This is a genomic window from Streptomyces venezuelae (assembly GCF_008642315.1).
In the GTDB taxonomy this organism is placed as follows: domain Bacteria; phylum Actinomycetota; class Actinomycetes; order Streptomycetales; family Streptomycetaceae; genus Streptomyces; species Streptomyces venezuelae_D.
Genome location: NZ_CP029192.1, coordinates 4,632,168 through 4,643,612, shown reverse-complemented (window position 1 = coordinate 4,643,612; position 11,445 = coordinate 4,632,168). Strand labels below are relative to the sequence as shown.

The following is an 11,445-nucleotide window of genomic DNA, read 5'->3' as shown; positions in this document are numbered from 1 at the left end:
TCGCCAAACGGTCTGTCAGGGCTGTGTGGTGAGGCTGTGGTCCGGCTGTGAGGGGGGCGAAGGGGTGCTGCGGACCGCAGGGAGCGTGACGGCGAACACGGTCCGCCCCGGCACGCTCTCGACGGTCACCGTGCCGTCGTGCGCCGTCACGATGGCCCGCACGAGGGCCAGGCCGAGCCCCGTGGACCCCGCCTGGCGCGAACGGGACGCGTCCCCGCGGGCGAACCGTTCGAAGACGGCGGGCAGGAGGTCGGGCGCGATGCCGGGCCCGTCGTCCCGTACCTCCAGGTGTACGTGGGTCTCCTCGTGCCGCACCCGGGCGGTGACCGTCGTGCCCGGCGGGGTGTGGGTACGGGCGTTGGCGAGGAGGTTGCCGACGACCTGGTGCAGGCGTGCGGTGTCCGCGCTCACCAGGGCGGGCTCGTCGGGGAGTTCGAGGCGCCAGTGGTGGCCGGGCCCGGCGGCCCGCGCGTCGCTGACCGCGTCGACGACGAGCGGTGCGAGATCAGTGCTCCGGTACGAGAGCGGCTGTTCCGCGTCGAGCCGCGCGAGCAGCAGCAGATCCTCGACCAGGCCCGTCATCCGCTCGGCCGCCGCCTCGATCCGTCCGAGCGCGTGCCGCGTGTCGGGCCCGGTCGACTCCGACTCCCGTCCCCGGCGCGTCAGTTCCGCGTATCCCCGGATGGAGGCGAGCGGGGTCCGCAGTTCGTGGCTCGCGTCCGCGACGAACCGCCGGACCCGCGTCTCGCTGCGCTGGCGCGCGTCGAGCGCGGAGTGGACGTGGTCGAGCATGCGGTTGAGCGCGGCGCCCACCTGCCCGACCTCCGTGCGCGGATCGGCGTCGGGCACGCGGTCGTGCAGGGCCACCTCGCCGCTGTGCAGGGGCAGCTCGGAGACCCGGGTGGCGGTGCTCGCGATCCTGCGCAGCGGGCGCAGCGCGACGCCGACCATGGCGGCCCCGGCGAGCGACGCGGCGACGAGGCCCGCCGCGGTGACGCAGACCTCGACGACGATCAGCGTGCTGAGGGTGTTCCGCACCTTGGTGGTCGGCAGTCCGACGAGGAAGTCGCCCTTGTGCCCGCTCGTGTACCGCACGCGGTACTCCCCGAGGCCCGGGAGGTCGACGTTGTGCGCCTGCCCGTCCCTCGGTACGCCGCCGAGCGCGGCCCGCTGCGCCGCGTCGAGATCCGTCGCGTCCGGCACCGTGTCGCCGGCGTCGTCCTCCGTGCTGACCAGCGCCCGCCCGACCGAGCCGTCGCGCCCCACCTCCGCGCCGACGGCCCCGATCTCCTGCGGCCCATGGGTGACGAAGTCCAGCGGGTCGTTCCCCGCGCCGGGGCCGGGGCCGGGACCCGGCGCGACGGCGGGACCCGAAGCCCGCTGGGCGACCCCGCCGAGCGCACCGTCCAACTGCTCGTACAGATGGGACTTGAGAGCGATGGTCGTCACCACCCCGATGACCGCGCACACGACGGCGATCAACGCGACCGCGGAGAGGACGAGCCGCGTCCGCAGCGTGAGTCTCACCGGTCTCACGAAGGGACGGGCACCGCGGACTTGATCAGATATCCCGCCCCGCGCCGCGTGTGGATCATCGGCTCCCGGCCCGCGTCGATCTTCCTGCGCAGATACGAGATGTACAGCTCGACGACGTTGGCCTGGCCCCCGAAGTCGTAGTTCCACACCCGGTCGAGGATCTGCGCCTTGCTGAGCACACGCCGCGGATTGCGCATCAGATAGCGCAGCAGCTCGAACTCGGTGGCGGTCAGATGGATCGAGTCGCCGCCGCGCGTCACCTCGTGACTGTCCTCGTCGAGCGTCAGATCCCCCACGACCAGCGTGGACGCACTGCGCTTGTCGGCGGCCCCGGCCCGCCGGATGAGCCCGCGCAGCCGCGCCACGACCTCCTCCAGGCTGAACGGCTTGGTGACGTAGTCGTCGCCGCCCGCCGTGAGCCCGGCGATACGGTCCTCCACGGCGTCCTTCGCGGTCAGGAACAGCACGGGCACGTCCGGCATCTCCCGGCGCAACCTGCCGAGCAGGGAGAGCCCGTCCATGTCGGGCAGCATCATGTCGAGCACCACGGCATCGGGCCGGAACGCCCGCGCGGCCCGCACCGCACCCGCCCCGTCCCCCGCGCTGCGGATCTGCCAGCCCTCGTAACGCAGGGCCATGGACAACAGCTCGGTGAGCGACACCTCGTCGTCCACGACGAGCACGCGGACGGGGCTCCCGTCCGCCCTGAGCAGTTCGGTACGCGCCTGAGGCGTGGTCGTGGTCATGCCCCACACCCTGCGGGGCGCCCCTGAGAGCACTCTTGCGCGAACCTGTGAATTCCCTGAGAAAGGGCGGCGGGGACAGGGGACGGCGGCCAGGCGGAGTGCGGGCCCCCGCAGTGACAGCCCTAGATCCCAGCGGTACGCCGTGTGTACGAAGGTCGCCCGCACGGGAGACCGGCCCGGGGGAGGACGACATGAGCTGTGGCGGCATCGAGTGCCCTGCCTGGTGCGAGTGCGTGGACGAGCGGTGCGTCCCGTCCCCGGTGCGGCTCAACGCGATGCGTTTCCGTACCCGGGACGGCCGTTGGCTGCACGCGCCCGGCGGCGCCTGGCGGCTCTCCGCGGACACCACGTCCTCCCCCGGCCCCTTCCACACCTTCTACGTATCGGCCCCGCCGACCTTCGCGGCGTCCGTCCTCACCGCCTGCGGCCCCGCCTGGGAGGTGTCCGGGAACGTCGTCAGGGTCGACCCGCGCGTCGTCGCCCACCCGAAGGAGCACACCCAGCACTACATATGGGGCGGCACGAACTGCGACGTCTGGGTCAGCCCGTATCCGCTCAGCGTCCCCGGTCACCGGGGCGCCGAGGAGGAGTACACCGTGCGCGTGGTCCGGGCCGACGGCTCGGCGGAGGAGCCGACCAGCGGTGACGACGTGCTGCTCGTCGCCGCCGCCGGAACGTACTTCCGGGTGCGCGGGCCCGCGGAGCAGTGGGCGGGGACGGTGACGGCGGACGGCACGGCCGCCGGGGACGACACCGTCTTCCGGCTGGTGGTCAACGAAGTGCGCCCCGGCGACGGCTGGCGTCCCGGCAAGGTCGTCTGCATGAGCTGTGCGCCGGTCACCGGCCTGGTCAGGCACCACGTGACCGGCGAACCGGTGGCCGGTGCCCATGTCGTCGCGGGCTCCACCGGGTTCGAGGCCGTCACCGACGAACACGGCCGCTTCACCCTCACCAACGGCGCCACCACCTGCGTCCCCGCGGGCACCCACACCCTCACCACGACCCACGGCACCCATCTTCCGGACACCCGCCCGATCACCGTCGAGCCGGAGGTCCCCCTCGACCTCGTCATCGACCTGCGCCGCAACTGCGCCCCCGTCACGGGCCTGGTCAGGGACTTCTCCAGTGGCGAGCCGCTCGCCGGGGCGGTCGTCGTCGCCGTGGGCAGCGGCTTCCGGGCCGTCACCGACGAGGGCGGCCGCTTCACCCTCGCCCGGGGCGCGAGCACCTGCGTCCCGCAGGGCACGTACACCCTCACCGCCGACCACGACACCCACCAGCAGAACCGGACGGAGTTCACCGTCGAGCCGGAGGCGGCCGTCGACCTGGAGATCGACCTGACGTGCACGCCGGTCTCCGGTGTGGTGCGGTACGTCACCGGGGACCCGGTGGCCGGCGTCAAGGTCTTCCTCATGGACGCGGCGGGGCAGAAGGTCAGGCGTCCGGGCGGCGGGCCGTTCATCGAGGCGACCACCCGCGCGGACGGCACCTGGACCCTGTGGTGCGTGCCGCACGGCCCGACCGGTCTGACCTGGTTCTTCTGGACGGCGGGCGCGAACAAGGTCTCCGAGTTCGTACCACCCGTCGGCGTGAGCGGCGTGGAGCTCGTCACGGGCTGCGTCGAGGTCAGCGGCACCGTCACCGACGCGGTCACCGGGAACCCCGTCGCGGGCGCCACGGTCACCCTGACCGGCACCGCGGTCGCCTCGACGACCACGGACGTCACCGGGGCGTACCGGTTCGCGTGCGCCCCGCTGGACTCCGGCGGCCGCGTCACGGTCTCCGCGTCCCGCACCGGGTACCTCGACGCCGAGGCGACGGTCGCGGCCCGGGCGCCGGTCACGGTGGTCGACCTCCAGATGGTCCCCGACCCGCCGATCCGCACCGAGCCGGTCGTCATCGCGCTCGCGTGGGGCAACGCGCCGGCGGACCTCGACGCGCACCTGTCGGGCCCGGACACGAACAACGGCCGCTTCCACCTGTCGTACGCGTCCATGACGCCGCCCCCGGTGGACTACGTGGCCCTCGACGTGGACGCCAAGCAGGGCTTCGGCCCGGAACTCGTCACGATCACCCCGGTCGTGGCGGACTTCGTGCCCGGCCACTACCGGTACTGGGTGCACGACTTCAGCGGCGGCACCTTCGAGAACTCGGCCGCCGTCGTCACGGTCACCCAGGGCGCCACCCAGCTCGGTCAGTACACGGTGGCCGCCGCCGTCGGGGCGCAGAGCGAGCCCATCTGGCAAGTGGCCGACGTGAGCATCACAGCCGCGGGCCAGGCAACGGTGGTCCCGCTGCAGAAGCTCCGCGCGGGCGACGCGAACACGCGCCTATGACGCCTCCCCCCGGAGCACCCCCCTCACTCCACTCCGAACACCCGGGCCGCGTTCCCGTACAACACCCCGCGCAGCCACGCGTCCCCGAGCCCCAGCCGTTCCAGGGACTCCAGCTGATGCGCGTACGGATACGGGATGTTGGGGAAGTCGCTGCCCAGCAGCACCTTTCCGGCCAGGTCGGCGAGCCTGCCCCGCTCCCGTGCCGGAAACGGCATGAGCCCCTCGCTGAAGTCGGTGAACGCCATCGTCGTGTCGAGGCGCACCTCCTCGTACCGCTCGGCGAGGGCGAAGAACTCGGCGTACTCGGGCATGCCCATGTGCGCCACGACGAGCGGCAGCCGCGGGTGGCGGGCGAGGAGCGCGGCGACCGGCTCGGGGCCGGTGTGCTTGCCGGGCTCGGGGCCGGAACCGCAGTGCATGACCACGGGGATGCCGGCCTCGGCGAGCAGGCCCCACACCGGTTCGAGCAGCGGGTCGTTGGGGTCGTACCCGCCCACCTGCACATGCGACTTGAAGACCCGGGCGCCCGCCTCGACGGCCTCCCGCACGTACCGGTCGACGCCCGGCTCCGGGAAGAACGTCGCGGTGTGCAGACAGCCGGGCGTGCGGCGGGCGAAGTCGGCGGCCCAGCCGTTGAGCCACTCCGCCATGCCCGCCTTGTGCGGGTACAGCATCGAGGTGAAGGCGCGCACCCCGAACTCCCCGAGCAGCGCGACCCGCCGCTCCTCCTCGTGCCGGTAGGTGATGGGCCACTCGACGGTGCCCGGCGCCCCGAAGGAGTCGAAGTACGCCCACACCTTCCGCAGCACGCGATCCGGCATGAAGTGCGTGTGTACGTCGATGAGTCCGGGCAGCCCGAGCCGCTCCCAGACCCGCCGCACGGCGACGGCGTCAGCCTCGGCCTCGGCTTCCGCGCCCTCGCTACTCCCGCACAAAGCCGTGGCTCCTCTCGACCTTGGCGACGTGCAGGACGTACTTCTCGTACCAGTCCTCGCGCCCGCGGCGCTGGGCCGCACGGTGCTCCAGGTTGCCGCGCCAGGCCTTGATGGCCGCCTCGTCGCGGAAGTACGAGACGGTGATGCCGAGCCCGCCGGGCGTGCGGGCCGACTCGGTGCCGAGGAAACCGGGTACGTCCGCGACGAGTTCGTCCATGCGGTCGGCGGTCTCGCCGTAGCCGTTGTCCCCCTCGGTACGCACGGAGGAGAAGACGACGGAGTAGTAGGGCGGTTCGAAGGGCCCGACAGGACCTGTGGCGTGATCACTCATGTCGCCACACTCGGGCCCGCACCACACCCGCGTCCACCCTTTTCGGCCCGCCCTTGCCCAACGGTCGACCGGACTTGACCATTCGGTCGGAGAACCGGTCGACAGGCTCGGAAGAGGCTCAGAACAGCCCGTCCTGCTCGGCACCCCCGCCCACGACGTCCACGGCCCGCACCGGAACGGTCACCCCCGCCCCCGCGTCGGCCGGGGCCAGCTCCCACCCCACGAGCACCCGCGTGTCGACCACCAGCACGCCCCCGCCCGTCACCTCCAGGTGCAGGTCGGGCCCGGCCGCCGCGACCAACCGCCCCGCGACCGCCCCGCCGTCGACCAGCTCCCGCACCACGCCGCCCGTCGCCGCCGGACCGCCCCGGGCATCGAGCCCGAACGCCCCCGCGTGGTCGACGGCATCGAACGGCACCCGCTCCAGCGCCTCCGCCCACCCGCCGAGCGCCACCGCCCGCTCATGCAGCTCCGCGAGCTCCTTCTCCCGCTCCGGCCACGCGGGCAGCGCCCCCCGGAGCCCGCGCTTGCGGGCGTACGGCACCCGGTCCGGCACCCCGAGCGCCGCCCGCAGCAGCTCCTCCGTACGCCGTGCCGCCATCAGCGGCCCGTGCCCCAGCCAGCAGAACGCCACGGCCCCCTGCTCCAGAAGCCGCCCCGCGCCCCGCTCCTCCGCCGTGATCCCCACCTTCACGAGCCCGGCACCGAACCACGCGAGGTAGACCCGGTACGTCCGCGGATCGTCGGGCACCCCGTCCGCCGCCACCGAGAACGCCCGGTCGAGCCGCGCGCACTCCGGGCAGCGCGCCTGAGTCGCCGGTCCCGGCACGACGGCCCGCAGCGGACACGGATTCCCCCGCGCCCCCACGCACCGCCGCTCCCCGACGGCCCGGAACCCGATGTCCCGCCCGTACGCGAGAACGCTGCGCCGCCCACCGTCCCACCGCAGCACGGGCCGCCCGTCCGGCCACCCGAGCCCCGCACAACGCCACTCCACAGCCGTCACTCCCCGCGCCCGGACAACGCAAGAGGCCCCCGGATCATCTCCGGGGGCCTCTTGTCCATGTGCACTCGGCAGGATTCGAACCTGCAACCTTCTGATCCGTAGGATCGGGCACCCCATTGTGAGGAGTCCCAGAAGGCTCCTAGATCGTTCGCTCAGACTAGCAATCATGCGCCTCTGTGTGTCGTCGTTGCCGTCAGAACTGCCGTCAATCTGCGCTACACCCTCACAGCCTGGGCCGTACCAGCCGAGCCGCAGAGCAGCAATACGGCTATGTTTTCCACCTCGCTCAAGCCCAGCCACGTCCGTATCGAGCTCACAGCAAGGCAGTGCGTCGTGGCTGCGGTGGTCGGTTTCACCGATTCAGGAAGTCGCCTTCGGGCAAGCCCTTAAGTAAGCATGACGCCTACGCCGCGCTTTAGCCCAACAAACCGCCAGACGTGCCGGAAGCTCACGGAGGCAACGAGTACTCGCCTAAAAGCAGCTCCAGCCTGACCGCCCACCGACCTTCGAGACCCAGAGCCCTACAAAACGCCGCCGAGTATGACCCTTGCCTCGCGCGTGAAGTCAGTACGAACATCGAGCCGAGCGAATTCGGCATCCAGCACCTTACTACCATCATCGAAATGGTTAGCCGGGAACTCACTCGCGCAATTCCGGGCCAATACCTCATAAAAGTCAGACATGAGCTGCGTTTCTAGCTGCATCATTCTAGAGGTGTACACAACGATATCCGCAGGCCCCTCCAACTCGGCTAGGAAGATTTTCTCCTGCAGTTCATGGATTGCAGTCTTCACAGCACTGAGCTGCGCTGATTCATCGGCCTCGCAACAAGGGACATCCTCCCAAAGCGTCCGAAATTCTCGCTCAACTCTCGAATGGCAATTCAGCACACCCGCGTACGCCTCGCGTCTTAGGGCTCGACTTCGTTCTCCCCTCGTATCCCTAAATTGCTCTTTTTGAATTTCCTCCTGACTCGCCGTCTGCCGCTTGACAGCGAGATGCGCAAAAAGGCTCGTTATGGCACTAGCGGACAATGTCGAGCCAGCCGTAATAAGTGCCACCCACGCGGTATCAGCCATGAGAGGAAACCTACCAACTCACTGGACACTCAATTGCGTCGCCTTCAGCCCAGATACGGGCGCTCACGGCGCTCCAAGAAGTGGCGGAGCCTGAGTCGCTGCGTGTGGTGCATCGGCAGTTCCTCAAGCTCCTCCGCGCGTACGAACCGCAGTTCGGTCGACTCATTGGAGATCGCGAGCTGACCACTGACGGTGCGAGCGGTGAAGCAGACGTTGAACTGTCGCCGGACCTCGCCGTCCGTGTACTCGATGATGTGCTTCGGGTCGGTGTACGTGCCGACCAGGCCCGTGATCTCGACGTCGAGGCCGGTCTCCTCCTTGACCTCGCGGACCGCCGTGCCGGGCAGGGAGTCGGCGAGGTCCATGCCGCCTCCTGGCAACGCCCAAAGGTCGTTGTCCCGGCGGCGTTGAAGCAGGATGCGCCCCTGTTCGTCGGTGACGACCGCTGAGGCCGCTACAACCATGCTGTTCGGCTTCGGGGCGTTCGGGTCGTCGTAGTACTCGGTGCGCGCCATGGTCACTCCTCCTGCTGTACCGGCTTCGCCGTCGCCCAGACCGCGTCGAAGCTCTGCCCGTAGGTGTCGAACATGCCGCCTTCCCCGTTACGGCGGAGGTGCCACACCGGCGCACCGTACGCGTTCGCTCCCCAGACGTGGGCGTTGACCAGTAGTTGGTCGTCGGCCCGGTACAAGGAGTTGTAGAGCGTCGTTTCGTGGGTCCTTATCTCGATGCCGGATACCCCGACGAGAGGTCGGTAGTGCATGAGGGCCAGTCGGCACCGGGACTCGATGCCGTGCCCGAACCGCTCCTCCTGGCCGCGCGCTTGGACGTTCGGGCTTTCGGCGTCGCCTACTGCGATGCGTACGGAACAGCCCTCGGCGGCTCGTTCGCGCAGCAGATCGTTGAGCCGCGGGTACGCCTCGTGCAGGAAGACGGCCGCGTAGACCAGAACGTCGATGCGTTCACGGGCCTGGGTCATCATGTCGACGAACGCGGATACGGGGAGGTCGGCCCGTTGTTCGTAGAGGGCGACGAGTTCCGGGCTGATCGCGCGGGCGGCGCGGGCCTGGCGAAGCGCCGGCCAGAGTGCGTGCACGTCTTCTCCTAGGGCTTCAGCTGCCTCCAAGGCGGTGGCACGGCGCGGCGTACGGCCCAGATTCACCCACCGCTCAACCGACTTGGGGTCGACCTCAACGGCCTTAGCGAGTCCGGCGTACGTCCATCCTCCGGCCGCCATGACGGCTCGTAGTCTCTCGTTCTGCATGAGTCTCCCCCTGAGTCTCGGGACGGCACTAGGGACGTTTTACCCGACGCGGGACGTCCCGAAGTGGGGTTTTGGGGTTGTTCCAAGGTCCCCCCTGTCGACCCGATGCTTCTGCGCACGGGCACGGACGGATATCGACTGCCTACGGGGTGACGCAGCACTCCGGTTGGGAGTCGGTCTGCTCCGTCGGCAAGTAGGAGGCAGAAGTGATCGACGACGCGTCCCTTCCGGCTGTCGGCACCCTCATGGTGGATGCGCGTAACGGCAGGTCGGGCATAGTCATGGACCACGTGGGGCCGTACGTGCAACTTCGTCCGTCTCATGGGGGCACCGAGTGGGACGTCCCTCCCGACGAGCTCTGCAAGCCCTCTCAGTCCGAGGAGTTGAGCTCCAAGGTGTCGGTTGCCAACAGGCGGTGGGGACTGTGAGCCCCAGGGCCGTCCTGCGGTACAAGCAATGGGTCCTCGAACCCGACGTTGAGCCCGACTCGGAGCCGGTGACCTACGCCATGCAGTGCGCTGTGGACGAGGAGACCTCACCGGCCAGCGAGGACTGGGTGACGCCTCAGGACTGGGTCCTGGAGCACTGCGGCAAGCATCCCTCCCACCACACCTACCGCGAGATCATCACGCGCCCCTGGCGAGCCTGGAGGCGCACTTGATGCGCAAAGTGGTCGCGTGGTTGGGGCAGTTCACCGGGCCACTGATGATCATCATGATCTCCGGCTCCTGCGGCCTGGTCATCGGCTTCACGCTGGCGTCCGGCCCCCTTCCCCTCTGACCCCTAACCCGACAACAAAAGACCGGACCACCCCTCAGCCTGGACAGCATTCCGGGTGGTCCGGTCGTGGAATCCCTGTTCAGGACCCCGGTGCCGATGGTACCGGGGTGAACGGCGTGCCCGAACGCGGGTTCGGCTGCAACCCCGGGTCCCCACAGACGAGTCGGAAAGGAAACAGCATTGCGGCGCGGCCCGTGCATCCCCAGTTCTGACCTCAGCCACCGAAAGTCAGCCACGACGGCGGGGCGGCCGAACGAGCACCCGCCACGTATGCCCCCATCAACCCCGTGCCGGTCTCAGCCACGCTGCCTCAATGCGTCACGGCCCGCACCGTCGACCGACCTTGGCGCTTCCGACGCGGCCTCGGTTCGGTGCTCGTCGGCCTGGTCCTGGTGCTCGCAGTGGTCGAGTTGCTTCCTGGTCCCCTCGACCGTCTCGGCGTTGTTGCGCGCTGAGTGGCGGGGGGCCGCCGGAGCGGTGGCGGAGACATGGAGCGGCGGCGGCCCCCGGCCGCCAGCGCGCGCGGCACGCCGCAGGCGGGCCGCCTTGATCCAGTAAAGAAACTCTGAACAGCTCCGCTGCGCTCGGGCTCGCGCAGCACGCACCGATGGCACGGCAGCGAACGGGGAGACATGTCCGACCAGGTAGGCCAGATAGAAGGGGAGTTGAGCGTCATTCACAGCCCGGAGTCCGCAGAGGTGTCTGCTCTGGTCCGTGAGATCGCGGCCATGGTGGCCAGGCTCAGCCGTGAGACGCGGGAGCTACGGCACGAGGTGGTGCAGCTCAGGACCGCGGATCGCGTCGAGCCTTCTTCAGCTCCTCGACTTCCCGGCGCAACTCCTGATGCTCGGCGCTGAGTACGCGGATCTCATCGCGCAACGCGGTGAGTACTTCGGCGAGGGAGGGCGGGGCCGTTTTGGAAGCCCCGGGCTCGCTGCCCTCGCTCTCGCCGTCCGTCGGCTCACGTTCGGGGTCGTTGGCCAGGTACCAGGCGGGCGGGGTGTAGTCGATGGCGAATTCGCCCGTGCCATCGCCGACTGCGACATCAGCGACGAAGCTGCCCCGGCCGTGAATGGTGTAGATCAGTCCCTCGTCCCGCAGCACGTTCAGGGCGCTTCTCGCGGTCATGTTGGCGACCCCGAAGCGTTCTTGCAGCTCGCGGACGGGCGGCATCTGCTCACCGGGCTTGAAGCGGCCTTGCATGATCTCGCGCCGGAGCTCGTCGGCTGCGTGCTGATACGGCGGCCGGCGGTCCTGCTTCTTGTCTGGCGCGGGAGTCATGCCCTCAGAGTAGCCACCCCTAGCTCCCCTAGCACACCCCGCTGACATAGGTCACTAGACATCTAGCTCACACTTGATACTTGACAGTGCTAGGTCACCGAGGTTCTATAGATCGCACCTCGCCGCCTCGTGGTGAGGCTCCTACCGAAGG

The 11,445-nt window shown here is 69.7% G+C and carries 11 protein-coding genes; 2 read left to right on the top strand and 9 right to left on the bottom strand.

Annotation, left to right across the window (positions count from 1 at the left end; translation table 11 throughout):
- Window positions 1–15: 15 nt before the first annotated feature.
- Window positions 16–1,527: a sensor histidine kinase gene (locus DEJ48_RS20175; protein ID WP_190537494.1), complete on the bottom strand. Its 1,512-nt coding sequence runs from the start codon at window positions 1,525–1,527 to the stop codon at window positions 16–18.
- Between the two features lie 5 nt (window positions 1,528–1,532).
- Window positions 1,533–2,282, bottom strand: coding sequence for a response regulator transcription factor (locus DEJ48_RS20170; protein WP_150217534.1), 750 nt, complete (start codon window positions 2,280–2,282; stop codon window positions 1,533–1,535).
- A gap of 191 nt (window positions 2,283–2,473) precedes the next feature.
- Between DEJ48_RS20170 and DEJ48_RS20165 the strand changes: the two genes are divergently transcribed.
- Entirely contained in the window at window positions 2,474–4,618 is a 2,145-nt protein-coding gene (locus DEJ48_RS20165) for a carboxypeptidase regulatory-like domain-containing protein (protein ID WP_150217533.1), read from the top strand.
- Between the two features lie 23 nt (window positions 4,619–4,641).
- Here DEJ48_RS20165 and DEJ48_RS20160 read toward each other — a convergent pair whose 3' ends face one another.
- From DEJ48_RS20160 to DEJ48_RS20135, 6 genes are all read right to left on the bottom strand, one after another.
- Entirely contained in the window at window positions 4,642–5,553 is a 912-nt protein-coding gene (locus DEJ48_RS20160) for an amidohydrolase family protein (protein ID WP_223832113.1), read from the bottom strand.
- Entirely contained in the window at window positions 5,540–5,884 is a 345-nt protein-coding gene (locus tag DEJ48_RS20155; RefSeq protein ID WP_150217531.1) for an antibiotic biosynthesis monooxygenase family protein, read from the bottom strand. Before DEJ48_RS20155 ends, DEJ48_RS20160 begins: the two co-directional genes overlap by 14 nt.
- A 118-nt stretch (window positions 5,885–6,002) precedes the next feature.
- Window positions 6,003–6,881, bottom strand: a complete 879-nt coding sequence (locus DEJ48_RS20150; protein WP_150217530.1) for a DUF2797 domain-containing protein — start codon at window positions 6,879–6,881, stop codon at window positions 6,003–6,005.
- Window positions 6,882–7,411: 530 nt separating this feature from the next.
- Window positions 7,412–7,969, bottom strand: a complete 558-nt coding sequence (locus DEJ48_RS20145; RefSeq protein ID WP_150217529.1) for a hypothetical protein — start codon at window positions 7,967–7,969, stop codon at window positions 7,412–7,414.
- Window positions 7,970–8,013: 44 nt separating this feature from the next.
- Window positions 8,014–8,484, bottom strand: coding sequence for an NUDIX domain-containing protein (locus tag DEJ48_RS20140; RefSeq protein WP_150217528.1), 471 nt, complete (start codon window positions 8,482–8,484; stop codon window positions 8,014–8,016).
- 2 nt (window positions 8,485–8,486) lie between these two features.
- A complete protein-coding gene (locus DEJ48_RS20135) occupies window positions 8,487–9,233 on the bottom strand; it encodes an XRE family transcriptional regulator (protein ID WP_150217527.1) in 747 nt (248 codons plus the stop codon).
- Between the two features lie 424 nt (window positions 9,234–9,657).
- On the opposite strand from DEJ48_RS20135, the gene DEJ48_RS20125 reads away from it, so the two are divergent.
- Window positions 9,658–9,894 (top strand): hypothetical protein, encoded by a 237-nt coding sequence (locus DEJ48_RS20125; RefSeq protein WP_223832112.1) that lies wholly within the window; start codon window positions 9,658–9,660, stop codon window positions 9,892–9,894.
- A gap of 902 nt (window positions 9,895–10,796) precedes the next feature.
- Here the strand turns inward: DEJ48_RS20125 and DEJ48_RS20120 are convergent.
- Window positions 10,797–11,294, bottom strand: a complete 498-nt coding sequence (locus DEJ48_RS20120) for an SCO5717 family growth-regulating ATPase (protein ID WP_150217524.1) — start codon at window positions 11,292–11,294, stop codon at window positions 10,797–10,799.
- Window positions 11,295–11,445: the final 151 nt, after the last annotated feature.

What these genes read in the sequence shown, in the direction of transcription:
- DEJ48_RS20145 (WP_150217529.1), bottom strand. Translation starts at nt 7,969, where the DNA reads ATGGCTGATACCGCGTGGGTGGCACTTATTACGGCTGGCTCGACATTG.
- DEJ48_RS20155 (WP_150217531.1), bottom strand. Translation starts at nt 5,884, where the DNA reads ATGAGTGATCACGCCACAGGTCCTGTCGGGCCCTTCGAACCGCCCTAC.
- DEJ48_RS20140 (WP_150217528.1), bottom strand. Translation starts at nt 8,484, where the DNA reads ATGGCGCGCACCGAGTACTACGACGACCCGAACGCCCCGAAGCCGAAC.
- DEJ48_RS20135 (WP_150217527.1), bottom strand. Translation starts at nt 9,233, where the DNA reads ATGCAGAACGAGAGACTACGAGCCGTCATGGCGGCCGGAGGATGGACG.
- DEJ48_RS20170 (WP_150217534.1), bottom strand. Translation starts at nt 2,282, where the DNA reads ATGACCACGACCACGCCTCAGGCGCGTACCGAACTGCTCAGGGCGGAC.
- DEJ48_RS20120 (WP_150217524.1), bottom strand. Translation starts at nt 11,294, where the DNA reads ATGACTCCCGCGCCAGACAAGAAGCAGGACCGCCGGCCGCCGTATCAG.
- DEJ48_RS20165 (WP_150217533.1), top strand. Translation starts at nt 2,474, where the DNA reads ATGAGCTGTGGCGGCATCGAGTGCCCTGCCTGGTGCGAGTGCGTGGAC.